Below are 26132 nucleotides of genomic sequence, written 5' to 3' on the forward strand. Positions count from 1 at the left end.
TATGGATAAAAACGCGCTAAACGTTTACTGGGTAAGCGAAATTAGCTCACTTTTTAATGTTTAACCAGGCCCGGTACGGCCAAAGTCGGCATTCGAGACAGGCTGCCAGGTGCTCGGCCGCACCCGAGGTGCAGCAAGGCTTTGCCAGCTAGTCTCAAGCAGGTGCCGGGCATTGCTACTCGTAGTGTGCCGCAATCGGCATCTGCCGGCCCGTGCCAAAGGCCCGTGGGCGTACTCTGAGCATGGGCGGAGCCTGGCGGCGCTTGTATTCGCTGCGAAACACCAGCTTTTGCACCCGGGCAATGGTCTCGGGCCCGCCGGCCTGGGTGTGCAGCCTGGCCACAAAGGCAGCGGCATGCGCATATTCCTTGCTGGACAGATGCTGGCCCTCGATATGCCATTTGAGAATCTCGTCGAGCACGGCATAGGGCGGCAGGCTGTCCTCGTCCTTCTGGCCGGGAGCCAGCTCGGCCGAGGGCGGCTTGTCGATGATGGTCTGCGGGATCAGCTCGCGGTCCGCATGGCGGTTGATATGGCGCGACAGCTCGAAGACCTCGGTCTTGTACAGATCTCCGAGCAGGCCCAGACCGCCGTTGGTGTCGCCATACAGGGTGCAGTAGCCCACCGAGACTTCGGACTTGTTGCCCGTGGTCAGCAGCAGATGGCCGAAGGCATTGGAAAACTCCATCAGCGTGGTGCCGCGTGCGCGGGCCTGCAGATTCTCCAGCGCCAGGCCCTTGAGCGGCTCGCCAAAGCTGGCCTCGAACTGGCGTGCATAGGTGGTGACCAGCTCCTTGATTGGATGCTCGTAGAGTCTGATGCCCAGATTGCGGCACAGCAGCACGGAGTCGTCGACCGAGCCCGCAGAGGAGTAGCTCGACGGCATGGTGATGCCGACCACGTTGTCCGCTCCCAGGGCATCGACGGCCAGAGCCAGCGTCAAGGCCGAATCGATGCCGCCCGAGCTGCCCACCACCACCTGCTTGAAGCCGCAGCGGCGAGCATAGTCGCGCAGGCCCAGCACGATCTGCTGGCGGTAGAACTCCATGGTGGCCAGGCCTTGCGTCGGCACGGCAGGCAAGGCAGTGCCGTCGCAGGCCTGAAACCGGCCCTGCGCATTCAGCTCCAGCGTGCAGACATCTTCCTCGAAGCGCCTGGCTTCAAAAACCAGTCCTGCCTCGGGCTCGACGGCAAACGATGCGCCGTCGAACACGATCTGGTCCTGGCCGCCGATCTGGTTGATGTAGAGGATGGCCAGCTTGTGGCGTGCCGCCGCCTGGGTGAAGATCTCGTGACGCTGCTCGCGCTTGCCCAGGTGGCTGGGGCTGGCGTTGATGCTGATGACCAGGTCGGGGGCCGCATCGCCCATGCGCACGAACGGGTTGGTGGCGTAGTCGGCGCCCTGGTCGTTCCAGCCGTCCTCGCAGACCAGAAAGCCCACCTGGCAGTTGCCCACGCGCAGCACCTTGGCCGTGTCGGCTCCGGGCTCGAAGTGGCGGCGCTCGTCAAAGATGTTGTAGGTGGGCAGCAGTTGCTTGTCGTACTGCAGGCGGATCTGTCCGTTCTTGAGCACCAGCAGGCTGTTGTGCAGCGGTTTGCCGGGGCCATCGTGTCGAGTCGGCGCGCCCACGACCCAGTGCAGATCGGGGAACTGGCACGTGGCCTGCAGCAACTCCTGCAGACCTGCATCCAGTCTTTGCAGAAAGCTGGGCTCGTCCAGCAGGTCGCCGGGGTAGTAGCCGCACAGCGACAGCTCGGAAAACACCACCAGGTCGGCCTGTTCGGCCGCGGCCCTGGTTGCGGCTTCTCTCATGCGGCGGATATTGCCGCTGATGTCGCCCACCATGTAGTTGAGCTGGGCGAGGGTGACTTTCAGCATGGTTTTCTCCAGGGAATCAGGCGGCCTTGGCAGCAGGCTCAGGGATGTTGAAGACCTGGCGCAGATAGGCCAGATAGGTCTCGTCGTTGCACAGCGTCTTGCCGGGCGAGTCCGAAATCTTGGCTACGGGCTGGCCATTGGCATGGGTCAGCTTCATCACGATATTGATCGTGGTCAGTCCCATGTCATTGGTCAATCGCGTGCCTATGCCGAAGCCGCACTGGATGCGATCTGCAAAGCGGTGGTAGAGCGCCAGGGCCGTGTCCAGGTCCAGTCCGTCCGAGAACACCAGGCGCTTGCTCTGCGGCGCAATGCGCAGCTTTTCATAGTGGGCAATGGCCTTCTCGCCCCACTCGAAGGGATCGCCGGAGTCATGGCGCAGGCCGTCGAAGAGCTTGGCAAAGTACATGTCGAAGTCGGCCAGAAAGGCGTCCATGCCCACGGTATCGGTCAGGGCGATACCCAGGTCGCCGCGGTATTCCTGCACCCAGTCCTCGAGGGCGGCCACCTGGAAGTCGCGCAGGCGCACGCCCAGGGCCTGATAGGTCTGCAGATACTCATGGGCCATGGTGCCAATGGGCACCAGGTTCAGGTCGCGAGCCAGCAGCACGTTGGACGTGCCCTTGAACCACTGTGCGGTCTCCTGGGCAAAAGCCTGTACCACCTCGCGTTGCCAGGCTCCCGAGAAGCGGCGGCGCACGCCGAAGTCGAACAGCTCGAAGGGGTTGTGCAGCCTGGCCTCGACAGCCAGATGCTTGAGCTGGGCCAGCTTGACCTGCAGGCGCTTGCGGCCTTCGACAAGGGCGGCATCGGCATCGAAGCGGCGGAAGTACAGCTCGTTGACGATGGCCAGCACATAGATCTCGAAGCCCATCACATGGACTTGCGGGCCCTTGGCAACGATATGGAGCCGGTCGCCTTCGGCCCAGGCGCGGATGAAGGCACGCTGGAACTGGAAGATGCGCAGAAAGTCGATGAAGTCGCTCTTCATGAAGCGCAGGCCGGCCAGATAGTCCAGCTCGCCCTTGTCGAAACGCAGGCTGCACAGGGCGTCCAGCTCGCGCTCCACCTCGGGCAGCAGCTCGGCCAGTGGGAAGGCCGTGGGCGTGCGGCATACAAATTCGTACTCGGCCTCGGTCTGGGGGTGGCGGTGCAGCATGGCCTGCCACATCGTGAATTTGTAGAGGTCGGTGTCCAGCAGGCTGGTGATGATGGGCTTCATGCCGTTCTTCTTTTCAAAAATATGAGCTGCTAGCGCTTTATCCATAGGCGCTAGAGGCTGATTTGTCTCATAAGCCAAAGCTGGCGCTGGTTTCGCAGCGTACACCGGTTGCACGCATGCGTTGCAGGAAGTCGAGGTGCGCGCCCTCGAATCCGGCGACCGGGCTCATGCAGTCCGTCAGCAGCACGATGCGCGAGTAGTCGTTGCTTTCCCAGTGCTCCACGATGTGCTCGGTGGTGGCGCGTACGCAGTGGCTGCTGGCTTCGCCCGCGATCACCAGGGTGCTGCTCTGGCGCAACTGGGCCAGCAAGGCAGTGTTGAGTCCGGTTTCGCCATCCTGCGGATCGGGAACCTCGGCACGAATGGCGCTGTAATGCTCGGTCCAGGGGTTCATGCCCTTGAAGACATGGCGGGTGGCACGGTGCTGCAGCTCCTGCCACTGGCGGCAGGCCGCGAGCACGCTGGCATGGATTCCATGGCCCCAACTGCCGATCTCGCAGTGCAGCGGCCAGACCATCAGGGTGTAGCTGCCCTGGGCCTCCAGCTGATCCAGGTATTGCAGAGTGCGTTCGCGTTCGGCAGCGTTGCGCGGTGCATAGTCGCCAGCACGGACCTGCGCTGCCGTGATCGAGGTGAATGGCAGGACGGCATGCCCATCGCGCTGCTGCCAGAAGGCGGGGTGGGCAATGTCATAAGCCTGATGCGAGTCCAGAGTGATGGTGATCTGGCCCAGCTTGTCTCCCTGGGCTGCCATCCAGCTGCTCAGGCGCTGCATATCGGCATGAGCGCCCGTCACCGGAAGGCTGGGTGCTATCAGCTGATGAGTGTCTGGTGAGCGGGGGCACCAGTCTGCAGGCAGATCGCAGAAGTCGTTTTGCGGGTCAATGATGAGCAGCTGGGTTTGTGGATGACTCATGGTGTTCAGCTTTCATGCGAGATGCAATGTCTGCAGTCTAAAACACTTAAAATATTTTTGCAACTAAGTATTTTTGGATTGATATGAAATAATCAGGCAAGAAAAACGAAGTTGGTAAAAAAATGAATCAAAGCGATGAGCGCAGGGAAGCGGTGCAGGTGAGTGTGGATGTGGTGCTGCTGACCCTGGTGGAGCAGCAGCTGCATGCCGTGCTGCTGCGTCGTCAGGCTGCGCCTTTTGCCGGGGTGTGGGCCTTGCCCGGCGGCTTCATTCATACCGATGAGGATGCGGACGCCAAGGCCAGTGCGGCGCGCGTGCTCAGAACCAAGGTGGGCATAGAAGGTGCGTATCTGGAGCAGTTGGCCACTTTCAGCGGCCCGGCGCGTGATCCGCGCGGCTGGTCGGTGGCAATCGCCTATTGCGCTCTGCTGCCCGTGCAGAACCTGCCCCCCGATCGCTCCGATATCAGCGTGGTGCCGCTCTCGGCTCTGCCGCAACTGCCGTTCGATCACCGTGCCATCCTGGACGCCGCCCTGGAGCGCGTGCGCAGCAAAAGCCTGTATTCCTCCTTGCCCGTGCATCTGTGCGGCGAAACCTTCACGCTGCCGCAGCTGCAGCAGGTCTATGAAAACATTCTGGGCGAGCCGCTGAACAAGGTCAGCTTCAGGCGCAAGATGGACGAGATGGACTGGCTGGAGGTTGTGCCTGGGGCCATGCTGGGTGGCGGGGCGCACCGGCCCGCCCAGCTTTACCGGGCCAAGCCCGGCTTCAGCCAGACGCTGGCGCTGACTGCCCGAGGGCTTTGAGGCCGGTCTGCATGAAAAATGCCTGCACAAGGCAGGCATTTGGGCGGGTGTGCAGCGGAGGGCGGTTAGCTGACTGCGCCAATGCCCAGTAGGGCCAGAATGACGAAGATCACGGCAACGGCAATGAAAATAAAGAACAGGATCTTGGCTATGCCGGCTGCGCCCGCGGCTACGCCGGTAAAGCCGAAAACACCGGCCACCAGGGAGATGATGGCAAAAATAATGGCCCACTTGAGCATCGGAACTCCTTTGTCTGAAGCGATGTTTCAAGCCTAAGTCGCCGGGCGCAGGCTTGCGGTGCTCATTCGGGGGAAATCCTTGTCGGTTTGATCCGACAACAAAAAAGCCACCGCAATGGTTCGCGATGGCTTCTTGATGAGGCTTGAAGGCTCAAGCCCTTGGATTCTCAGGCCCAGTGGGTGTCCGAGTCACTTCAGACCTGCGGCGGCGCGCAGCAGGGCTGCCTTGTCCGTGCGTTCCCAGGTGAACTCGGGCTCTTCGCGGCCGAAGTGACCGTAAGCTGCAGTCTTGCTGTAGATGGGGCGCAGCAGATCCAGCATCTGGATGATGCCCTTGGGGCGCAGGTCGAAATGCGCAGCCACCAGCTTGGCGATTTCCGCATCGGGAATCACGCCCGTGCCTTCGGTGTACACGGTGATGTTCATGGGGCGGGCCACGCCGATGGCGTAAGCGACCTGGACCTGGCACTGGCGCGCCAGACCGGCGGCTACCACGTTCTTGGCCACATAGCGGGCGGCGTAGGCGGCCGAGCGGTCCACCTTGGTTGGATCCTTGCCGGAGAAGGCACCGCCGCCATGGGGGCAGGCACCGCCGTAGGTGTCCACGATGATCTTGCGGCCGGTCAGGCCGCAGTCACCCTGAGGGCCACCCACGACGAAGCGGCCCGTGGGGTTGATCAGGTACTTGGTCTCTTGCAGCCAGGCCGAAGGCAGCACGGGCTTGATGATTTCCTCAATGATGGCTTCGGTGAAAGATGCCTTCATCTTGGTTGCCGTTTCCGACTGATCGGGGCTGTGCTGGGTGGACAGCACCACGGTGTCGATGCTGTGGGGCTTGCCATCCACATAGCGCAGGGTCACCTGGCTCTTGGCGTCGGGGCGCAGGAAAGGCAGACGGCCATCCTTGCGCAGCTGGGCCTGGCGTTCCATCAGGCGGTGCGCGTAATAGATGGGCGCCGGCATCAGCTCGGGTGTTTCGTCGCAGGCGTAGCCGAACATCAGGCCCTGGTCGCCAGCGCCGGTATTCAGCTCGTCATCGCTGGCCTTGTCCACGCCCTGGGCGATGTCCTGGCTTTGCTTGTCGTAGGCGACGAGTACCGAGCAACCCTTGTAGTCGATGCCGTATTCGGTGTTGTCGTAGCCGATGCGCTTGATGGTGTCGCGTGCGACCTGGATGTAGTCCACATTCGCACCGGTGGTGATTTCACCGGCCAATACCACCAGACCGGTGTTGGTCAGTGTCTCGGCAGCCACGCGGCTGTGCGGGTCTTGGGTGAAAATAGCGTCCAGAATCGCGTCAGAGATCTGGTCGGCAACCTTGTCGGGGTGGCCTTCAGAAACCGATTCCGAGGTAAACAGAAAATCGCTGTTCGCCATTGATATAACTCCTTGTAGCTTGGGCAATTGCGTTGCCCGAGCTTCGAAGTCTGGCGAACGCTTTAGCAGTTTTGTTTTTACGTCGCCCTGCAAGTTGCTCTTTAACTCAGCGACCCCGCTATTCTAATGCCTTCCCTGTTTCGACTGTTTGCTGCACTGCCTTTATGGCTATTGCATGGCCTTGGCGCTGCCATGGGGTGGGTGACCTGGGCGCTATCTCCCACCTATCGGCGCCGATTTGCGGCCAACGCCGCCCAGGCTGGCTATGCATTTGCCCAGGTCAGGGCTGCGGTGGGACATGCGGGTCGCATGGTGTTCGAGATGCCGCGTATCTGGCTGGGCCAGTTGCCGGATTGCGATATCGTCAATGGAGCCGTGGCCGAGCAGGCCTATGCGCGTGGCAAGGGCATTGTGTTTCTTACGCCACATCTGGGTTGCTTCGAGATGTCCGTGCAGGCCGCGGCGCGGCGCTGGTCCGATCGGCATGGCGCAATCACCGTGCTTTACCGCCCCGCACGCCAGGGCTGGCTGGCCGAAATTCTGGAAACCGCGCGCAATCGTCCTGGCGTTCAGGCCGTTCCCACCACCCTCGCGGGTGTGCGTCAGATGATCAAGGCGCTGCGCCAGGGGGCGGCTGTGGGGCTGCTGCCTGATCAGGTGCCGCCCAACGGTCTGGGCATCTGGTCGCCTTTTTTCGGCCGTGATGCGTATACGATGACATTGGCGGCACGTCTGGTGCTGCAAACCGGGGCCACGGTCATCGTGGCGCGGTGCGAGCGCAAGTCCTGGGGGCGGGGCTACACGCTGTATCTAGAGGAATTGCCTGTGCCCGAATCTCAATCGCTGGAAGCCACCGTGGCGCTGATCAATCACGCCATGGAAACCACCATTCGTCAGTCTCCGCAGCAATACCTGTGGGGCTATGGCCGCTACAAGCAGCCGCGTGAAGACAAGCAACTCTCGGGGGAGAAGGCATGAGCGCCAGCAAGATCGCCATCGGCTTCATGCATGTGCTGGCCAAGCTGCCCCTACCCGTGCTACGTGGCCTGGGCAAGTTTGTGGGGCGTGTGCTGTTTGTGGTGGCGGGCCAGCGCCGGCGCATCGCGCTGCGCAATTTCGAGCTGTGCTTTCCCGATGTGCCTGAGGCGCAGCGCAAAGCCTGGGCGAAAGAGTCTTTTGAGGTCTTTTGCCAGACTTTTCTCGACAGAAGCTGGTTGTGGTTCGGCTCCGAGGAGCTGGTGCGCAGCCGCGTCAAGCTGGTCGGGGCCACGCATGAACTGGAGGGCGATACGCCCACCATCGTCTTCGCACCGCATTTCTACAGCATGGATGCCGGTGGCCTGGCCCTGCCGCTCAATACCGAGCGCGAGTTCACCTCCATCTTTGCCACCAATCCCGATCCGGACCTGGATGCCTGGTTCATGAATGGCCGTCAGCGCTTCGGCAATGTGAAGATGCTCAATCGTGCCGATGGCGTCAAGCCCATCATCCAGTGCCTGCGCAAGGGCGGGCTGCTGTATCTGCTGCCCGATATGGACTATGGCAAGAACGATTCGGTGTTCGTGCCCTTTTTTGCGGTGGAAAACACGGCCACGATTCCCTCGCTTTCGCGCTTTGCGCGTCTGGGCAAGGCCAAGGTGGTGGCGCTCTACAACCGCATGACGCCTGAAGGCTATGTGGCCGAGCTGACGCCGGCCTGGGAGAACTTCCCGACTGACGACCATGTGGCCGACACCGCCCGCATGAACCGCGAGCTGCAGGCCGCCATCATGACCATGGTGCCGCAGTATTACTGGGTGCACAAACGCTTCAAGACGCGCCCCGATGGCGAGCCATCGCTGTACTCCGGGAAATAGACGTTAAATCGTTTCCATGCCTGATGGCATGGGCGCCAGAGGCTTCCTTTTCAGGAGCGAGCTGGCGCTGAAAGAAACTCCGCCAGAGCGCGCTGCACGGCCTCCGGCCTCTCGTGGACCACCCAGTGGCTGCAGCTCCGGAGATGCTCTATCTCCAGCTGAGGCACCCATCGCTCCAGCCCATGCAGCAGGGCGGGCTGCAGTGCCAGGTCGCTATCGCCCCAGAGAATGCGCACCGGCACAGGGATGTGCAGCATTTCATCGGGCAGGCTGAGCTCGCGAATGTCCTGCAGCTCATCGGCGCTGCCGCCGGGTCGGGGCGGCACCAGCGGGCTGGCCGCGTAGAACATGCAGGCGCCGTGCACGCCCAGATCCCAATGCTCGCGGTATTGCTGCTGACGCTCGGGCGTCAGCCATGCGGGCATGCTGCCGTCGGGGTTCTGAAAGAATCCCAGCATGCGCTGCCAGCCGTTTTCGGCCAGCAGTTCGGGGGCGTCGGGCCGGCGCAGAAAATGCATGTACTGGCTGGCGGACTGCTGCACGGGATTGGACTGCAGCTCCCGCAAGAAGCTGCCGGGATGCGGGGAGTTGAGTATGAGCAGCCGCTCAAGCTGCTGGGGATAGCGGTTGGCCAGGCCCCAGGCCACGGCACCGCCCCAATCATGGGCAATCACGCAGGCAGCGCGCTTGTCACGACTCTCCAGCGCAATCAGGGCGGCAAGGTCCTCCACCAGGTATTTGGCACGGTAGTCGCTGATGGACGTGGGTTGGCTGGAGCGGCCATAGCCGCGCAGATTGGGTGCCACGCAGCGGTAGCGGCTGCCGAATTGCTCAAGCAGCCCATCCCAGATGAAAGCGCCTTCGGGGAAACCGTGCAGAAACAGCAACAGGGGCTGACCCGGCTCGCCGCTGGTGCGGCATTCCAGTTCAACCCCTGTGGACAGGGTATGCATGCAAGTCGTGACCATGAAGCTCTCCTTTTTGTAGCTTCTGGCGCTTGCAAGATAAGCGCCTATGGCTGATTTTGCGCAGGTGTCTCGTCTGCGGGCGTCGCTTGGGTGACGGGAGCCGCCTGGGGCAACCCCTCGGGGTGGCACCAGTGCCACAGCAACTGGGCCACATCGTCCACGCCCTGCTTTTTGAGGGCAGAGAACAGACGCACCTCGCCACCGCCCGCATTGAGCTTGGTGATGGACAGGATCTTGGCCTGCTCGGCGCGGGTCAGCTTGTCGGCCTTGGTCAGCACGATGAGGAACTTCAGGCCTTGCTCCACGCGTGGGCGGATGGCATCCAGCAGGGCTTCGTCGAGTTCGGTCAGGCCCAGGCGCGGGTCGCACAGCAGCACCACGGCGGAGAGGCTTTCGCGGCTCATCAGATAGTTGAGCATGACGCGCTGCCAGCGCTCCTTGTCGGTGCGGGAGACGGCAGCGTAGCCATAGCCGGGCAGGTCGGCCAGCACGGCGTCGGTCACGCCCTGCTTGCCCAGCGCAAACAGGTTGATGTGCTGGGTACGGCCGGGCTTCTTGGAAGCGAAAGCCAGCTGCTTTTGCTGGGTCAGCGTATTGATGGCGGTGGACTTGCCGGCGTTGGAGCGGCCAACGAAGGCAATCTCGGGAACGTCGACCTTGGGCAACTGGTTGAGCTGGGCCGCGGTCGTGAAAAAGCGCGCGGTGTGCATCCAGCCCATCGCAAGCTTGCTGTCGATCAAAGAAAGTGTTTTTCCGGCAGTGGTATCCGGGGAAGCATGGGTCATGACGGTAACTATTTCAGGGAGGCCCATTGTAGAATTTGACGGATTCGCGCTCTCAACAATAGACCCAGCCCCTTGATATGAAGTTGCTTGCCTCTTTGCTGACTGCTGCCATTTTCGCAGCACCTGCCTTCCCCGCATTTTCGGCGGGAGAAACACCTGTGAAGGCGGATGCTGCCAAAGGGCAAGCCAGTTATGGGGCGGTTTGCGCCGCCTGTCACGCCGCAGACGGCAATTCCACCATTCCCCTGCAGCCCAAGCTGGCCGGCCAGCACCCCGAGTATCTGGTCAAGCAGCTGCGCGAGTTCAAGGATGGCAAGCGCAACGACCCGGTGATGAAGGGCTTCGCTGCCACGCTCAGCGATGGCGATATGCAGAACATTGCGGCCTGGCTGCATACCCAGGCACCCAAGAACGGTTTCTCCAAGGACAAGGACTCCATCGCCCTGGGTGAACGCATTTACCGCGGTGGCATTCAGGAGCGCCAGATTGCCGCCTGTGCGAGCTGCCACAGCCCCAACGGCTCCGGCATTCCGGCCCAGTACCCGCGTCTGTCGGGTCAGCATGCGGAATACACCGTGAAGTCGTTGACGGACTTCCGCGACGGCAAGCGCAGCAATAGCATTCCCATGGCCCAGGTTGCTGCCAAGCTTAATGATCGCGAAATCAAGGCCGTGGCAGACTATATAGCTGGCTTGCGTTAAAAATCCTTTTCATCAGATGCGCGGGTGACTCCGGGAACTTTCAGGCATCTGGCACCCCCCAAGTCAGGCGGGCCCATCGGCTAGTTCAGCAGATGGCCCGCCTTTTTGCGTTCGGCTCTATCTCATCCTCATGTCAGACCTTCCACTTCGCGATCGTGACTCCTCTCGCTCACAGGCAGTGCGCGCGACTCTGGAGTTGCTGGCCTCCATGCGCTTTGCGATTTCACTGCTCACAGTGATCTGCATCGCATCGGTCATCGGCACGGTGCTCAAGCAACATGAACCGCTGGTCAACTATGTCAACCAGTTCGGTCCCTTCTGGGCGCAGCTGTTTCTGGCGCTGAAGCTCAATGCGGTCTACAGCGCCTGGTGGTTTCTGCTGATTCTGGCCTTCCTGGTCATCAGCACCTCGCTGTGCGTGAGCCGCCATGCTCCCAAATATCTGGCCGACATCCGCAACTACAAGGAGAACCTCCGCGAGCAAAGCCTCAAGGCCTTCCACCATCGCGCCGAGGCGGATGTGGCTGGCAGCACCGAAGAGGCGGCCAAGCGCATCGGCCAGCAACTGGTGTCTGGCGGCTGGAAGGTCAAGATGCAGCAGCGCGACACGGCGGCCGGGCCCGGTACCGGCTGGATGCTGGCAGCCAAGGCAGGTGCGGCCAACAAGCTGGGCTATATCGCCGCGCATTGCGCCATCGTGCTGATCTGCATTGGCGGGCTGTTTGACGGCGATCTCATCGTGCGGGCCCAGATGCTGCTGGGCGGCAAAACGCCTTATACCGGCGGCGGCATGATCTCGGACGTGGCGCCCGAGCATCGTCTGTCGATCAAGAATCCGACCTTCCGCGGCAACCTCATGGTGTCCGAAGGCACGCAGTCCGGTACTGCGATCCTGAATCAATCGGATGGCATCTTGCTGCAAGATCTGCCATTTTCGGTGGAACTCAAGAAATTCATCGTGGAGTACTACTCCACCGGCATGCCCAAGCTGTTCGCCAGCGATATCGTCATCCACGACCGAGCCACCGGCGAGAAGCTGGAAAAGCGCGTGGAAGTGAACCATCCGGCCAGCTACAAAGGCATAGAGATCTACCAGAGCAGCTTCGATGACGGCGGCTCCAGCGTCAAGCTGCATGCCGTGCCCATGGACGGCGTCTCCCAGCCTTTCGACGTGGAGGGCGTGATCGGCAACTCCACCGAGTTCGTGCGCAAGCTGGCCGATGGCCAGCAGGACAAGGTGACGCTGGAGTACACGGCGCTGCGCACCATCAATGTGGAGAACTTCGGCGGCCAGGACAAGGGCGGTGCCGGCACCGATGTGCGCAAGGTCGATCTGAAGCAGGCCATCGACGAGCGTCTGGGCGCTGCCCACAAGACCACGGACAAAAAGGATTTGCGCAATATCGGCCCCAGCGTGGGCTACAAGCTGCGCGATGCCTCGGGTCAGGCGCGCGAGTTCCAGAACTATATGCTGCCCGTTGACACGGGCGAGGGCCAGCCCGTCTTCCTGCTTGGCGTGCGTGAGAATCAGGCCGACCAGATGCGCTATCTGCGCGTGCCTGCCGATCCTGAAGGCACGATGAACACCTTCATGCAGCTGCGTCAGGCCATGCAGAACAAGGCCCAGGCCGAGAAGGCGGCGCGCGCCTATGTGCAGCGGGCGGTCGATGTCTCCAAACCCGAGCTGGCCGAGCCGCTGACGCAGTCCGCTCTCAAGGCGCTGGAGCTGTTTGCCGGTCAGGACGTCAAGCTCAAGGCTCCCGATGGCCGTCAGCTCGGTGGCCTGCAGGCGATATCGGACTTCATGGACAGCAATGTGCCCGAGGCCGAGCGCGAGCGCGCCGGCGAGGTGCTGGTGCGGATTCTCAACGGCGTGCTGTTCGAGCTGGCTCAGCAGGTGCGCCAGCAGGCGGGGCTCAAGCCTTTCGAGAACGACGAGAAGACCCAGGCCTTCATGACGCAATCGGTGTTCTCGCTCAGCGACGCGCAGTTCTACCCGGCGCCCGTGGTCTTCATGCTGCAGGACTTCAAGCAGGTCCAGGCCAGCGTGTTTCAGGTGGCGCGTGCCCCTGGTAAAAACATTGTTTACCTCGGTTGCCTCTTCCTGATCATCGGCGTTTTTGCCATGCTGTACGTGCGTGACCGCCGCATCTGGATCTGGCTGACCCCTGCGAATGGTGCCAGCCATGCGAACATGGCCTTGTCCACCAACCGCAAGACCATGGATGGCGACCGCGAGTTCGTCATGCTGGCCGACAAGCTGATCGGGGCCAAGCCCTTACAAAAGAAGACTCCCGGAGGTTCTGTATGAACACCGCAACCACGACATTGACTCTGAACGAAGGCTATTTCGCCCGCCGCAACTGGTTTGACTGGTTGTTCGCGGTCGTGGTGGCCGTGGGCCTGGGCTATGCGCTGCAGCGCTACGCCGCCTATATGGATGTGTATGAGAAGGGCATTTTGCTGGCGACCATCCCGGCCATGATCTGGATGGGCTGGTTCTGGCGCCCGCTGGCGGTGCTGATGCTGACCGTGGCCGGCTTCTCGCTGATGGCCATCGGTCTGTACCAGGGAGGAGATGGCGGCGAACTGGCACGGTCGGAGACCGTCTTCGGCCTGAAGTACTTCCTCTCCAGCCAGTCCGCCATCCTGTGGATGAGCATGGTGTTCTTCATCAGCACGGCGTTCTACTGGATAGGCGTGTTTGCCAAGGGCGAGCGCTCGGTCATGTCGCTGCTGGGCTCGCGCCTGGCCTGGCTGGCTGTCGCCATGGCACTGATCGGCACCATGGTGCGCTGGTACGAGAGCTATCTGCTGGGCCCGGACATCGGCCATATCCCCGTCAGCAATCTCTACGAAGTGTTCGTCATGTTTTGCTGGATGACGGCCATCTTCTATCTGTACTACGAGCAGCATTACGACACGCGTGCCCTGGGCGGCTTTGTGATGCTGGTGGTCAGCGCGGCCGTGGGCTTTCTGCTCTGGTACACGCTGGTGCGCCAGGCCCATGAGATTCAGCCCCTGGTGCCGGCTCTCAAGAGCTGGTGGATGAAGCTGCATGTGCCCGCCAACTTCATAGGCTACGGCACGTTTGCGCTGTCTGCCATGGTGGCGTTTGCCTATCTGATCAAGCAGCAGGCCACCGAGACCAAGTGGTACAAGCTTGCGCCGCTGTGGCTGCTGGGCGTGGTGCTGTGCTTCGAGCCCATCGTCTTTCGCAAGGGTGCGACCGAGAACGGCGGCAGCTACTGGATGGTGTACTTCGGCATCTCGGCCCTGATCGTGGCCGGCATCCTGCTCTCGCGCAAGCGCATTGCGGCCCGTCTGCCCTCGTTCGAGATTCTGGACGACGTGATGTACAAGGCCATCGCCGTGGGCTTTGCCTTCTTCACCATCGCCACCGTGCTCGGCGCTCTGTGGGCGGCCGAGGCCTGGGGCGGCTACTGGAGCTGGGACCCCAAGGAAACCTGGGCGCTGATCGTCTGGCTCAACTATGCGGCCTGGCTGCATATGCGCCTGATGAAGGGTCTGCGCGGCACGGTGTCTGCCTGGTGGGCGCTGGCGGGTCTGGCCGTCACCACCTTTGCCTTCCTGGGCGTGAACATGTTTCTGTCGGGCCTGCACAGCTACGGCGAGCTGTAGGCATCGTAACAAGCACTCCAAAAAACAGGAGCTGCTTGCGCTGATTGAATAAGGATTCCAGATGGAAAATACTCTGAATCCCTTGATCATCAAGCGCAAGCAGCTCCTTTTTTATTAAGCACTTCGGGGGAACTTTGCTGACGCAGAGGGCTTCCAAATCGCACTACTCTTGATTGTCGTTTGGGAGCATTCCTATGCTGATTCGTCACAGCAACCAAGGCTTCGAGCATCCACTGGGCAGCGAGATCACGCCTCAGACCCAATACCTGCAGCGCCGGGACTTTCTGCAGACCCTGGCGATGGGGGTGGCGGGCGCCACCTTGGCCGGCTGGGCCGGCCGCAATGCATGGGCGGCGACCGAGCGAGGCAGCCTGCCGCCTCTCAAGGGCCAGCCCAGCAAGCTTGCCGGGGCCATGATGGTAGAGGCCGCCACGGCCTACAAGGACGCCACGGGCTACAACAATTTCTACGAGTTCGGGCTCGACAAGGACGAGCCCGCACGCAATGCACACACGCTCAAGACCCGGCCCTGGACGGTGCGCATCGAAGGCCTGGTGCAGAAGCCGCAGACCCTGGACATCGACAGCCTGCTCAAGCTCGCGCCCATGGAAGAGCGCATCTACCGCCTGCGCTGCGTGGAGGGCTGGTCCATGGTCATCCCCTGGGTGGGCTACTCGTTGTCCGAACTGCTCAAGAAAGTGCAGCCGCTCTCCGGCGCCAGGTATGTGGAGTTCGTCACCCTGGCCGACAAGGCCCAGATGCCCGGACTCAGAAGCGGCGTGCTGGACTGGCCGTATACCGAAGGCTTGCGGCTGGATGAGGCCATGCACCCGCTGACGCTGCTGGCCTTCGGCATGTATGGCGAGGTCCTGCCCAACCAGAATGGTGCGCCGCTGCGCCTGGTCGTGCCCTGGAAATATGGTTTCAAGAGCGCCAAGTCGCTGGTGGCGATCCGTCTGACCGACAAGGAGCCGGGCACCGCCTGGAACAAGGCGGCACGCAACGAGTACGGCTTTTATTCGAATGTGAATCCCGAGGTCGACCACCCGCGCTGGAGCCAGGCCACCGAGCGGCGCATCGGCGAGGGCGGGTTGTTCGCCAAGCGACGCAAGACCTTGCTGTTCAACGGCTATGGCGATCAGGTGGCGTCGCTGTATGCGGGCATGGATCTGAAGAAGTTCTACTGATGCAGGCCTGGTTGCTCAAGCCCTGGGCCAAGCCACTGGTCTTCACGCTTTGCCTGCTGCCTTGCGCATGGCTGTTCTATGCGGCGTTCACCGACGGGCTGGGGGCCAATCCGGCCGAAGCCCTGCTGCGCAGCACGGGCGACTGGACTCTGCGTTTTCTCTGCATCGTGCTGGCGGTGACGCCGCTGCGTCAGATCAGCGGCTGGAATCTGCTGGTGCGTTACCGGCGCATGCTGGGCCTGTATGTGTTCTTCTACGCCTGTCTGCACCTGCTTTGCTATGCCTGGTTCGACATGGGGCTGGACTGGGGCGATATCGTGGCCGATATTCCCAAGCGCCCGTTCATCTTGGTGGGTTTCAGCACCTGGCTGCTGCTGCTGGTGCTGGCCGTCACCTCGCCAAAGTTCATGCTCAGGGCTCTGGGCGGCAAGCGCTGGCAGTGGCTGCACCGAGCAGTCTATGTGGCGGTGCCGCTGGCCTTGCTGCATTTTTTCTGGATGCGCGCCGGCAAGAACAATTTTGGCGAGGTGGCCGTCTATGCAGCCATTCTCGGTAGCTTGCTCGGCTGGCGAGTGCTGCGTGCACTCAGAAGCAATCAACCTGCCACGGCGCGCAGCGGTGGACGTACCTGACGCGAGATCGGGTCGATCTCTGCCGAAGGAAGCTGGTAAGCGCGCTGGTCGAACAGGTCGATTCCGCATTGCAGGCCTTCGAGCCAGTTGAACAGGTCGCCAATCGCCTGTTTGCCCATGATGGGAGCGCCATGCTGGGGAACAATCATGTCTATGGGCAACTGCCGTGCCATCTGCACCCATAGTCTCAAAATCTTGTTGGAGACCATGTAGCGGCGGTGAAAGCCTTCCATGCGTGCAATATGCGGGGCGAGGTCGGTGACGGGCTTCCGCGCTTCTGCGCCGGTGGTCAGAGAGACGCCCAGGTCGCCCGTGAACAGAATCTTGCTGATGGGGTCGTAGAAGTGAAAGTTCCCCTCGGCATGGAGAAAATGCGCGGGCAGCAGCACCAGCTCGCTATGGCCCAGAGGCAGGCGTCCGCCCGAGTCAGGTACGCCGATGACGCGGTTTTCCGTTTTGCCCACCTTGGTGAAGTGCGGTGCAAAGCGCTCCCAGATGCGCGAGATGACCAGTTGTGCGCGCGTGCTGCTCATCCAGCGATCCAGCGAGGCGATGATGTCCGGGTCGGCATGCGAGGCAATCAGATAGGCGAGCTTTTGCGGCGGGAAATGCCGCGACATGCCCATGAACAGCTCGTTGAAAGCCAGGTTGCCACCGGGATCAATGATGGCCCCCGTGCCGTTGTCCACGATCAGGAACTGGTTGGCCTGAATCGCCTGACCGTCCTCCTCGATGAGGTCGGTGAACATCAGACAGACGTGGTTTTTGTCGCGATAGAGCTCAATGGACATGGCAGTTTGTCAAAGGACAAGATGCCATCACTCTAGAGAGTAAGTCCGGGCGCCATGTTGATGTGCATCAAGCCTCAGGGCTTGGCATCGGTCTGGGGAATCTCGTTGGCCTCTATCGGCGTGGCTTTCGTTGCAGGTGTTGCTGCGCTGGAGGGCTTGGTGGAAATGCCCAGCGTTTCGGGCAGCGTGGCGCGACCCTGCGCCGCAGGATCTGTAGGCAGATAGAGCGGGCCTTTTTGCCCGCAGGCGGAAAGTGCTGCCAGGGACGCCGCACAAGCCGCAAGGGCAATGCTCCTGACTAAAATTTGGTTGGCTTTCAACATGGGCAAATTGTAATGACTGACCTTGAATATCTGGATCGCGCCGACCAACTTCTGCTGGCTGTGGAGCAATGCTGTGATCGCATCAATGACGAAACCGATGCCGACCTTGATGCCCAGCGTGTGGGCGGCATGGTGACTTTGGTGTTTGCCAATCGCAGCCAGATTGTCATCAACCAGCAAAAACCCCTGCATGAAATCTGGCTGGCGGCCAAGGCAGGCGGCTTTCACTATCGCTTTGACGAAGACAAGAAAGCCTGGCTGGACACCAAGGGTGCTGGCGAGTTCTTTGCCAATCTGACGCAATATGCAAGCGAGCAGTCGGGCATGGCTCTGGAGTTCAAGGCCCTGGCCTGAACATTCAGGGTGCTGGAATAAAAAAGCCTGCCTCGATGAGAGGCAGGCTTTTTGTTGTTGGAGGGCTTAGTTTCTGAACAGGTCCAGAATGCGGCTGCGCTCTTCTGCGGCAGGCGGTTGGGTGGCACCCGGGCCTGCGTTGCTAGGATCGGAGGCGCCTTCCATGCCGAGGCTGGAGACGCCGCCGTTGCGGGCGTTTTCTTCGTAATACCAGTCGCCGCCCATATTGACCACGCCGGGCGGGGTCTGCACTTCGGCCACCGGCACTCCCTTGAGTGCGTGCTGCATGAAATTGATCCAGATGGGCAGGCTCAGGCCGCCACCTGTTTCGCGCGAACCCAGGTTGCGCGGGGTGTCGTAGCCAATCCAGGAGACGGCGGCAATGCTGGGCTGGTAGCCGGCAAACCAGGCGTCCACCGAGTCATTGGTGGTGCCGGTCTTGCCATACAGGTCCGGGCGCTTGAGTGTGGCCTGGGCACGTGCAGCCGTGCCCACGCGTGCCACATCATTGAGCAGGGTGCCGGTGAGGAAGGCATTGCGCTCGGGGATGGCCTGGGGCAGCTCCTTCACCGCTGGTGGGGTGAACTCGGAGAGGATGCGACCCTTGTGGTCTGTCACTCGGGCAATCAGCCAGGGGTTGATGCGATGGCCGCCGTTGGCAAACACCGAATAGGCTCCCGCCATCTGCAGCGGAGTGACGGAACCAGCGCCCAAAGCCATGGTCAGGTAGGCGGGCTGTTTGGCGGCTTCAAAGCCGAAGCGCGTCGCCCATTCCTGCCCGGTCTTGGGGCCGATGGCCTGCAGCAACCGGATGGAGATCATGTTCTTGGACTTGTTCAAGCCCGTGCGCATGGTCATGGGGCCGTCGTAGCGGCCGTCGTAGTTCTTGGGCTCCCAGGGCTGACCACCGGTGGTTGCCGCACTGAAGAAGATCGGTGCGTCATTGATCATGGTGGAGGGCGAGAAGCCGTGCTCCAGCGCCGCCGAGTAGATGAATGGCTTGAAGCTGGAGCCGGGCTGGCGCCAGGCCTGGGTCACGTGGTTGAACTTGTTCTTTTCGAAGTCGAAGCCACCGATCAGCGCGCGGATGGCGCCGGTTTGCGTGGACATGGCGACAAAAGCGCCTTCGACTTCGGGCAGCTGGGTGATTTCCCAGGCACCCTTGGCGTTCTTGATGGCGCGGATCACGGCACCGGGGCGGATCTTGATATTGGGCGGTGCCTTGGGGCTGAGGCCGGATTCGGCGGGCTTGAGGTTGTCGCCCGTGATCTCGAAATGGGTACCGTCCGCACGGGCCGCGACAATCTTGCGCGGCGAGGCTTCCAGCACCACGGCCGCAACCACATCGCCGTTGTCGGGATGGTTGGCCAGGGCATCGTCGATGGCGTCTTCCAGCTCCTGAGCGTTGACTGGCAGAGTGATGAACTTCTCGGGGCCACGGTACTTCTGGCGGCGTTCGTAGTTCATGATGCCTTCGCGCAAAGCCTTGTAGGCAGCCTCTTGTTCACCGGCATTGAGGGTGGTGTAGACGTTCAGGCCGCGGGTATAGGCGTCGCTGCCGTATTGGGCAAAGATCAGTTGACGGGCCATTTCAGCCACGTACTCTGCATGTACACGGGTCGAATTGGCGGCAGTACGCAGCTTGAGCGGCTCTTCGCGGGCCTGCTTGGCCTGCTCTGCGGTGATGAAACCGTTTTCCTCCATGCGCTCGATGATGTAGAGCTGGCGGATGCGGGCGCGCTTGGGGTTGCTGATCGGGTTGTAGGCCGATGGAGCCTTGGGCAGGCCGGCCAGCATGGCGGCTTCGGCCACCGTGATGTCCTTGAGCGGATGGCCGAAATAGGCTTCACAGGCTGCTGCAAAGCCATAGGCACGGTTGCCAAGGAAAATCTGGTTCATGTAGATCTCGAGGATCTGCTCCTTGGTGAGCAAGTGCTCAAGCTTGAAGGTCAGCAGGATTTCGTAGATCTTGCGGGTATAGGTCTTCTCGGAAGAGAGGTAGACATTGCGTGCGACCTGCATGGTGATGGTGGAGGCGCCCTGGCTCTTGACCTTGCCCAGGTTGGCCAGCGCAGCACGCAGCATGCCCTTGTAGTCCACGCCGCCATGCTCGAAGAAGCGGGTGTCTTCGATGGCCAGCACGGCATCCGTCATGACCTTGGGGATCTCGTTGATGGGCGTCAGGGTGCGACGTTCCTCCCCAAACTCTCCCAGCAGAGCGCCTTCGCTGGAGTAGACCCGCAGCGGTAGCTTGGGGCGGTAGTCTGCAAGTTCGGAGACGTCTGGAAGATTGGGGTAAGCCATGGCCAGCGCCACGGCCACGGCCAGCAAAACGGCCAGGGCAGCGGCGACGGCAATTCCGATCAGCCAGAAAATGGAGCGCGGCAGCCAGTGCATGCGTTTTTTGGGAGTTTGAGATCCAGGCGCAGGTGCCTGGTGAGCAGAATGTTCTGATGGCGGCATTTCGCAGTATTGGCAAGGGGTAGGACATTATAGAAATGCCGCCCGGAAAAGCATCGTGGCGGCTGGGGAGGGGCCGCGCTTTGATTGAATCCTAAATCACAGGGTAAGCACCAGTATGCGCAAGGGCTGAGGTTCTTGCGGTTTGACGTTACACAAGTTTGTCTTTTTTTGACCACGAAATACGGTGAAAAGCGCTGCAGCAAAGCATGTGCTGCTATAGCTTGCTGCTAGGATTCCGGGGTATTGCTGGCTTTTGTTTCCATTCTTACAAACTTGGGGGGGCATGTTGATTGCTCTGAGTTCTTTATTCAGCCGTCAGCCTGCACCTTTGCTTGGCATTGATGTCAGCTCCTCCAGCGTGAAGCTGGTCGAGCTGGCCAAAAGCAAATCCGGCGAGTGGCAACTGGAGCGTTGTGCGATTGAGCCTCTTGAAAAAGGCTGGATCACCGACGGCAATATTGAGAAATTTGATGAGGTGGCGGAGGCCGTGCGCCGGCTGGTCAAGAAAAGCGGAACGCGTACAAAGCAAGTGGCCATGGCGTTGCCAGCTGCTGCTGTGATTACCAAGAAGATCACCTTGCCAGCCGGCTTGACCGAGCTGGAAATGGAAGTTCAGGTCGAGTCCGAAGCCAATCAATACATTCCGTTCTCGCTCGATGAGGTGAGCCTGGATTTCTGTGTCATAGGCCCGTCGCTGGTGTCGCCTGGCGATGTGGATGTGCTGATTGCTGCATCGCGCAAGGAAAAAGTGCAGGACCGCCAGGGCCTGGCCGAGGCTGCCGGTCTCAAGCCCATGGTGATCGATATCGAGCCCTACGCCGCCCGAATGGCGGCAACGCGTCTGGTGTCGCGTTTGCCCAATGCCGGGCGTGACGCTGTCGTGGCGCTATTCGAGGTGGGCGCAATGACTACCAGCATGCAGGTGCTTCGCAATGACGAGGTGCTGTATGAGCGTGATCAGGCCTTTGGCGGTGCACAGCTTACCCAGTTGATTGCACGCCAGTACGGCTTTTCTCCGGAAGAGGCGGAGGCCAAGAAGCGCAGCGGCGAATTGCCGGACGACTACGCGGCTGGTGTGCTCAAGCCCTTTGTGCAAAGCCTGACCCAGGAAGTGGCGCGAGCGTTGCAGTTCTTCTTCACGAGTACTCCCTACAACCGCGTCGATCATGTGTTGCTGGCAGGTGGATCGTCGTCCTTGCCGGGGCTGGTGGATGCCGTCAGCCAGCAGACTGGATGTGCCTGCAGTCTTGCCAATCCCTTCGAAGGCATGGAAATTGGCAGCGGCGTGCGTCTGAAGAAGATGGCGCGTGAAGCGCCGTCCTATCTGACCTCTTGCGGTTTGGCCATGCGGAGGTTTCAAGAGTGATACTGATTAACCTTTTGCCGCACCGCGAGGCGGCCAAGAAGCGCCGTAAAGAAGCGTTTCAGGTCAATATGGTGCTGGGCGCACTGGGTGGACTGCTGATCGCAGCACTGATTTACTGGTATTTCCAGATGATGATCGAGGGCCAGCAGAACAAGAACAATCTGCTGCGCTCCGAAATCAAGGTCCTGGAAACACAGATCAAGGAAATCGAGGGGCTCGAGGCCGAAATCACCGCTCTGCGTGCACGGCAGAAGGCGGTGGAGGATCTACAGTCCGACCGCAACCTGCCGGTGTACATGCTCAATGAGCTGGTCAAGCAACTGCCGGACGGTGTCTACATCAGCAGCATCAAGCAAGAAGGCCTGTCGGTGACCATGCAGGGAACTGCACAGTCGAATGAACGTATTTCCGAGATGCTGCGTAATCTTACGGATGGCTCGCCCTGGTTCTCCAAGCCGGAGCTGATGGAAATTGTGGCCAAGACTGTTGATGTGACTGCCAAGGATAAGCGCCGTGCAGCTGCATTCACATTGCGCTTCAATCTGACCAGGGCCAGCGATGCGGAGAAAAATCTGCTTGCTGCAAGCTCTTCTGTGAAAGCGCAGTGATGGCAAAAAAGAAGAAATCTCTGGACATCGATTTCGCTGCGCTGCAAGAGAGAATTCAGCGCCAATTCCGGAATCTGGATCCCAATGACCCTTCGGTCTGGCCAGCCTTGCCCAAGGCACTGCTGTATGTTGCCGTTGCAGTCGCTGTCGCTGCCTTGCTGTGGTTCGTCGTTCTGAAGGATTACGAAGCAGAGCTCGACGCCGAGCGTGCGACCGAGGTGACTCTGCGCGAAGACTACTCCAAGAAAATGGTCAAGGCGGTGAGCCTGGAGGGCTTGAAGAAGCAGCGCGAGCAGGTGCAGCAGTATGTGACGCAGCTGGAAAAGCAACTGCCCAGCAAGGCGGAGATGGCTGCTCTGCTTTCCGATATCAACCAGGCCGGCTTGGGGCGTAGTCTGCAGTTTGAAGTATTCCGCCCTGGCGCCATGGTGACCAAGGAGTACTACGCCGAGCTGCCAATCACCCTGAAGGTGACGGGACGCTATCACGACATCGGTGCTTTTGCCTCGGATATCGCTTTCCTGTCCCGTATCGTGACCTTGAACAATCTGTCCATCGCCCCGGGCGGCAAGGACACGGATGTGCTGTCCATGGATGCCACGGCACGGACGTTCCGATATCTGGATGCGGACGAAGTCAAGGCGCAGCGTGACGCGGCCAAGGGGAAGAAATGAGCAGAGCATTCTTGAGCCCTGTCTGGCTGGTCCTGATGAGCAGTGCTTTGCTGGCGGGTTGCACCTCCTCCGAGGAGGAGCAACTGCGTGAGTGGATGGCCCAGGAGCGTGCCAATGCCAAGCCTCGCGTGACTCCTCTGGAGGAGCCCAAGCCTTTCAAGCCCCAGGCCTATACAGGGGCTGATGGCATGGATCCCTTCAATCCGCTCAAGCTGATCCAGGTGCTGCGCAAGGAGTCTGCGCAATCCAACATCAGCACGGCGTTGCTCACGCCAGAGCTGAGTCGCCGCAAGGAGCCGCTGGAGGCCGAGCCGCTGGACACCATGACCATGGTGGGCAGTCTCGACAAAAAGAACGTGCCCACGGCCTTGGTCAAAGTCGGCGGCCTGCTCTATCAGGTACGTGTCGGCAACTATCTGGGGCAGAACTACGGAAAGATCACCAAGATTACGGAAAACTCCATCCAGCTAAGAGAAATTGTCCAGGATGGCGGTGGTGACTGGATTGAAAGAACAAGCACTTTGGAGTTGCAGGAGGTCGGCAAATGATGGGTATTAATCGCAGCACTATGGCGAAGGCCCGTTGGGGTCTGACCCTGAGCGGCCTTTTGCTTTCTTCGGCAGCTTGGGCGCAAGCCCGCATTGAGGCTGTTACAGGCGCTTTGCAGTCTGGCTCCGAGGTCGTCCGTGTCGAGCTGTCCGAACCGCTGGCTGCAGACCCGACCGGATTCGTGGTTCAGTCTCCGGCGCGTATCGCTCTGGATTTTCCGGGTGTGAGCAATGGCTCGGGCAAGTCGTTGCTTGAATTCAATCAGGGCAATCTGCGTTCGGCAAATCTGGTGGAAGCATCGGGTCGCTCACGCCTGGTATTGAATCTGAAGACGGCTACGACCTATCGCTTGCAGCGCCAGGGAAAATCTTTGCTGATCTTGCTTGATCCCGCAGGTGCAGCGACAACCGCTGCAGCTGCGGCTCCTGTCATGGCTCCGGTGTTCGAGAACAAGACGGCAGCCTCTGATGCAGCTCCGATTCGCGGTATCGACTTTCGCCGTGGTAGTGATGGCTCCGGCCGGGTTGTAGTCAGCCTTGGCAGCAGCCAGGTGGGGGTGGATCTGCGGCAGGAGGGCAAGGGCCTGACGGTGGACTTCCTGCGTACAGCCCTGCCTGAAAATTTGCGCAAGAAGCTGGATGTGGGGGATTTCGGTACGCCTGTGCAAACGATATCGACCACTCAGCAAGGCGATCGTGTTCGGATGCGCATTGACCCTGTGGGTGATTGGGAGCACAGCGCATACCAGAGCGACAATCAGTTCGTGGTGGAAGTGCGCCAGAAAAAGGTCGACACCAGCAAGTTGACGCAAGGCCCGGGCTACAGCGGCGAAAAGCTGTCGCTCAATTTCCAGAATATTGAAGTGCGCTCTTTGCTGCAGGTCATCGCGGACTTCACCAACTTCAATATCGTCACCTCGGATACGGTGACAGGTGCCTTGACTCTGCGTCTGAAGGATGTGCCTTGGGACCAGGCTCTTCAGATCATCATGGATGCCAAGGGGCTGGGCATGCGCAAGTCCGGCTCCGTGCTCTGGATCGCTCCCAAGGACGAGATTGACGCGCGTACCAAGCGTGACTACGAAGCGGCCATGGAAATCCAGAAGCTGGAGCCTTTGCGCACGCAAGGTTTCCAGCTCAACTATGCAAAGGCGGCGGACATCCTGCAGCAGATCACGACTTCGACAGGCGGCGGTGGTGCAGGCGGTACAGGGTCCAGCACGCGCTTTCTGTCGTCGCGCGGCTCCGCTATTTCCGAGCCACGCACCAATCAGCTGTTTGTGACGGATACGCCGACCAAGTTGGAAGAAATGAAGGCTTTGCTGGCAACGCTGGATGTGCCGGTGCGCCAGGTCATGATCGAGGCCCGCATTGTGGAGGCACGCGATACCTTTGGCCGTTCGCTGGGTGTGAAGTTTGGCGGAGGGGCTGTTGGCAGCAATGCATCCATGACTTCGTCTCAGTTCCTGCCAGACAGCAGTTCGGGATCAAGCTCCAAGTTCCCCAGTGGCAATTTTGTCAATTTGCCAGCCAGTGTTTCGGGAATCAACACTGTGGGGCAGGTCGCATTCTCTGTCTTCAATAGCTCGATGACGCGTTTCCTGTCCCTGGAGCTGTCCGCTTTGGAAGCAGAAGGTGATGGCAAGATCATCTCCAACCCCCGCCTGGTGACGGCAGACCAGAACAAGGCATTGATCGAGCAAGGCACGGAATACCCATACTCCGTGACTGCGCCGAATGGCGCAACGACCATCTCGTTCAAGAAGGCTGTGCTGAAGCTGGAAGTGACTCCGCAAATTACCCCTGAAGGCGACATCATTCTGGATCTGGATGTGAACAAGGACAGCCGCGGTGAGACCACGACTCAGGGCGTCGCCATTGATACCAAGCATGTCAAGACCCAGGTGCTGGTCGAGAATGGCGGAACGGTCGTGATTGGCGGTATCTTTGAATTGGAGGAGACCAACCAGCTCAACAAGGTACCGCTGTTCGGAGATCTGCCTGTGTTGGGGCATTTGTTCCGTAGCAACACCAAGGCTTCGAGCAAGCGTGAAATGCTGGTTTTCATCACTCCCAAGATGCTGAGCCAGGCGCGCAGCACCAGCAAATAACTGTTATCAGTTTTTACATAGGGCCCGCACGAGTTGATGCGGGCCTTTTCATTTGTAATATCTGCAGGCTGCGAGAATCATGGGCTGGCCAGATTGGCGGATGACGGTAACGCGATGACTGTTCTAAAGAAATTTCATATTGCCCTTGTGGGTTTGCCAGGCTCCGGCAAATCCACCATCGGACGCTATTTGGCCAAGCGTTGGTCTATGCCTTTTGTGGATGTGGACGTGGCCATCGAAGAGCATATCGGCTGCACGATTCGCGATTTTTTTGCCAAGGAAGGCGAGTCCAGATTCAGGGATGTAGAGCAGGAGGTGCTGGCAGCGCTGCTGGCGCGATCTGAGAAAACGGTGGTTGCCACAGGTGGCGGTGCCGTGCTGAAGGCTGAAAACCGGCAGGAGCTGGCCGAGCATGCACAGGTGGTCTATCTGAGTGCATCACCGCATGAGATTGCCAAGCGCCTGCAGCGGGATACTCAGCGTCCCTTGCTGCAAGTGGACAATCCTTTGCAGCGCTTGCTGGATTTGCATGCCATCAGAGATCCGCTCTACAAGGAGGTTGCGGATTTTGTGGTGGCGGGCAGCGGCCTGTCCGCCACGCAGGTGGCCCAGCGAGTGGCCATGCAGATTGAACTCGGTCAGCATTCCTGATTGCGCTGAAAAGCTTGTTGGTCAATACACTGC

25 protein-coding genes are annotated in these 26132 nt (G+C 60.5%); 15 read left to right on the forward strand and 10 right to left on the reverse strand.

Features of this window, described 5'->3' with window-relative positions; genetic code table 11:
- Positions 1–175: 175 nt before the first annotated feature.
- From MPZ60_RS03465 to MPZ60_RS03475, 3 genes are all read right to left on the reverse strand, one after another.
- Complete coding sequence (locus MPZ60_RS03465; RefSeq protein WP_034357385.1) at positions 176–1879, reverse strand: NAD+ synthase; 1704 nt, start codon at positions 1877–1879, stop codon at positions 176–178.
- Positions 1880–1895: 16 nt separating this feature from the next.
- Positions 1896–3101, reverse strand: coding sequence for a nicotinate phosphoribosyltransferase (gene pncB / locus MPZ60_RS03470; RefSeq protein WP_034357386.1), 1206 nt, complete (start codon positions 3099–3101; stop codon positions 1896–1898).
- 67 nt (positions 3102–3168) lie between these two features.
- Positions 3169–4017, reverse strand: coding sequence for a cysteine hydrolase (locus MPZ60_RS03475; protein WP_034357387.1), 849 nt, complete (start codon positions 4015–4017; stop codon positions 3169–3171).
- Positions 4018–4139: 122 nt separating this feature from the next.
- Between MPZ60_RS03475 and MPZ60_RS03480 the strand changes: the two genes are divergently transcribed.
- Complete coding sequence (locus MPZ60_RS03480) at positions 4140–4823, forward strand: NUDIX domain-containing protein (protein ID WP_034357388.1); 684 nt, start codon at positions 4140–4142, stop codon at positions 4821–4823.
- A gap of 65 nt (positions 4824–4888) precedes the next feature.
- Here the strand turns inward: MPZ60_RS03480 and MPZ60_RS03485 are convergent, their stop codons facing one another.
- Positions 4889–5062, reverse strand: a complete 174-nt coding sequence (locus tag MPZ60_RS03485) for a DUF1328 domain-containing protein (RefSeq protein ID WP_034357389.1) — start codon at positions 5060–5062, stop codon at positions 4889–4891.
- 189 nt (positions 5063–5251) lie between these two features.
- A complete protein-coding gene (gene metK, locus MPZ60_RS03490) occupies positions 5252–6439 on the reverse strand; it encodes a methionine adenosyltransferase (protein WP_034357390.1) in 1188 nt (395 codons plus the stop codon).
- Positions 6440–6565: 126 nt separating this feature from the next.
- On the opposite strand from metK, the gene MPZ60_RS03495 reads away from it, so the two are divergent.
- Positions 6566–7417 (forward strand): lysophospholipid acyltransferase family protein, encoded by an 852-nt coding sequence (locus MPZ60_RS03495; RefSeq protein ID WP_034357391.1) that lies wholly within the window; start codon positions 6566–6568, stop codon positions 7415–7417.
- Entirely contained in the window at positions 7414–8295 is an 882-nt protein-coding gene (locus MPZ60_RS03500; protein ID WP_034357393.1) for a lysophospholipid acyltransferase family protein, read from the forward strand. The genes MPZ60_RS03495 and MPZ60_RS03500 overlap by 4 nt, the downstream gene beginning before the upstream one ends.
- A 50-nt stretch (positions 8296–8345) precedes the next feature.
- Here MPZ60_RS03500 and MPZ60_RS03505 read toward each other — a convergent pair whose 3' ends face one another.
- Positions 8346–9263, reverse strand: a complete 918-nt coding sequence (locus tag MPZ60_RS03505) for an alpha/beta fold hydrolase (RefSeq protein ID WP_034357395.1) — start codon at positions 9261–9263, stop codon at positions 8346–8348.
- Positions 9264–9307: 44 nt separating this feature from the next.
- Positions 9308–10048: a ribosome biogenesis GTP-binding protein YihA/YsxC gene (gene yihA, locus MPZ60_RS03510; RefSeq protein ID WP_034357397.1), complete on the reverse strand. Its 741-nt coding sequence runs from the start codon at positions 10046–10048 to the stop codon at positions 9308–9310.
- A gap of 77 nt (positions 10049–10125) precedes the next feature.
- Here yihA and MPZ60_RS03515 point away from each other — a divergent pair, with 77 nt between their 5' ends.
- The 5 genes from MPZ60_RS03515 to MPZ60_RS03535 all read left to right on the forward strand — a co-directional run bounded on the left by MPZ60_RS03515 (position 10126) and on the right by MPZ60_RS03535 (position 16210).
- A complete protein-coding gene (locus tag MPZ60_RS03515; protein ID WP_034357400.1) occupies positions 10126–10749 on the forward strand; it encodes a c-type cytochrome in 624 nt (207 codons plus the stop codon).
- Positions 10750–10879: 130 nt separating this feature from the next.
- Positions 10880–13060: a cytochrome c biogenesis protein ResB gene (locus tag MPZ60_RS03520; protein WP_034357402.1), complete on the forward strand. Its 2181-nt coding sequence runs from the start codon at positions 10880–10882 to the stop codon at positions 13058–13060.
- Positions 13057–14391, forward strand: a complete 1335-nt coding sequence (gene ccsB / locus MPZ60_RS03525; RefSeq protein WP_003058739.1) for a c-type cytochrome biogenesis protein CcsB — start codon at positions 13057–13059, stop codon at positions 14389–14391. Before MPZ60_RS03520 ends, ccsB begins: the two co-directional genes overlap by 4 nt.
- 194 nt (positions 14392–14585) lie before the next feature.
- The gene (gene msrP / locus MPZ60_RS03530; RefSeq protein ID WP_034357404.1) at positions 14586–15578 is read left to right on the forward strand and encodes a protein-methionine-sulfoxide reductase catalytic subunit MsrP; all 993 of its coding nucleotides are present in this window, start codon (positions 14586–14588) and stop codon (positions 15576–15578) included.
- Positions 15578–16210, forward strand: coding sequence for a sulfite oxidase heme-binding subunit YedZ (locus tag MPZ60_RS03535; RefSeq protein ID WP_034357406.1), 633 nt, complete (start codon positions 15578–15580; stop codon positions 16208–16210). Before msrP ends, MPZ60_RS03535 begins: the two co-directional genes overlap by 1 nt.
- Here the strand turns inward: MPZ60_RS03535 and MPZ60_RS03540 are convergent.
- Both MPZ60_RS03540 and MPZ60_RS03545 read right to left on the reverse strand, forming a co-directional pair.
- Complete coding sequence (locus tag MPZ60_RS03540; RefSeq protein ID WP_034357408.1) at positions 16174–17001, reverse strand: MBL fold metallo-hydrolase; 828 nt, start codon at positions 16999–17001, stop codon at positions 16174–16176. The genes MPZ60_RS03535 and MPZ60_RS03540 overlap by 37 nt on opposite strands.
- 74 nt (positions 17002–17075) lie before the next feature.
- Positions 17076–17324, reverse strand: a complete 249-nt coding sequence (locus tag MPZ60_RS03545; RefSeq protein ID WP_034357410.1) for a lipoprotein — start codon at positions 17322–17324, stop codon at positions 17076–17078.
- 12 nt (positions 17325–17336) lie between these two features.
- On the opposite strand from MPZ60_RS03545, the gene cyaY reads away from it, so the two are divergent.
- Complete coding sequence (gene cyaY / locus MPZ60_RS03550; protein ID WP_034357412.1) at positions 17337–17678, forward strand: iron donor protein CyaY; 342 nt, start codon at positions 17337–17339, stop codon at positions 17676–17678.
- 66 nt (positions 17679–17744) lie between these two features.
- Here the strand turns inward: cyaY and MPZ60_RS03555 are convergent, their stop codons facing one another.
- The gene (locus MPZ60_RS03555) at positions 17745–20075 is read right to left on the reverse strand and encodes a penicillin-binding protein 1A (protein ID WP_034357414.1); all 2331 of its coding nucleotides are present in this window, start codon (positions 20073–20075) and stop codon (positions 17745–17747) included.
- 349 nt (positions 20076–20424) lie between these two features.
- Between MPZ60_RS03555 and MPZ60_RS03560 the strand changes: the two genes are divergently transcribed.
- From MPZ60_RS03560 to MPZ60_RS03585, 6 genes are all read left to right on the forward strand, one after another.
- On the forward strand, positions 20425–21507 hold the full coding sequence (locus tag MPZ60_RS03560; RefSeq protein ID WP_012837037.1) for a pilus assembly protein PilM: 1083 nt from the start codon (positions 20425–20427) through the stop codon (positions 21505–21507).
- Positions 21504–22115: a PilN domain-containing protein gene (locus tag MPZ60_RS03565; protein WP_012837038.1), complete on the forward strand. Its 612-nt coding sequence runs from the start codon at positions 21504–21506 to the stop codon at positions 22113–22115. Before MPZ60_RS03560 ends, MPZ60_RS03565 begins: the two co-directional genes overlap by 4 nt.
- Complete coding sequence (locus MPZ60_RS03570; protein ID WP_003061994.1) at positions 22115–22789, forward strand: type 4a pilus biogenesis protein PilO; 675 nt, start codon at positions 22115–22117, stop codon at positions 22787–22789. Before MPZ60_RS03565 ends, MPZ60_RS03570 begins: the two co-directional genes overlap by 1 nt.
- Positions 22786–23337: a pilus assembly protein PilP gene (locus MPZ60_RS03575; protein ID WP_034357416.1), complete on the forward strand. Its 552-nt coding sequence runs from the start codon at positions 22786–22788 to the stop codon at positions 23335–23337. Before MPZ60_RS03570 ends, MPZ60_RS03575 begins: the two co-directional genes overlap by 4 nt.
- Complete coding sequence (gene pilQ / locus MPZ60_RS03580; RefSeq protein WP_003061998.1) at positions 23334–25448, forward strand: type IV pilus secretin PilQ; 2115 nt, start codon at positions 23334–23336, stop codon at positions 25446–25448. Before MPZ60_RS03575 ends, pilQ begins: the two co-directional genes overlap by 4 nt.
- A 114-nt stretch (positions 25449–25562) precedes the next feature.
- The gene (locus MPZ60_RS03585; protein ID WP_034357418.1) at positions 25563–26099 is read left to right on the forward strand and encodes a shikimate kinase; all 537 of its coding nucleotides are present in this window, start codon (positions 25563–25565) and stop codon (positions 26097–26099) included.
- Positions 26100–26132 lie beyond the last annotated feature (33 nt).

It is taken from the genome of Comamonas sp. 7D-2, assembly GCF_022749555.1.
Taxonomy (GTDB): Bacteria; Pseudomonadota; Gammaproteobacteria; order Burkholderiales; family Burkholderiaceae_C; genus Comamonas; species Comamonas thiooxydans.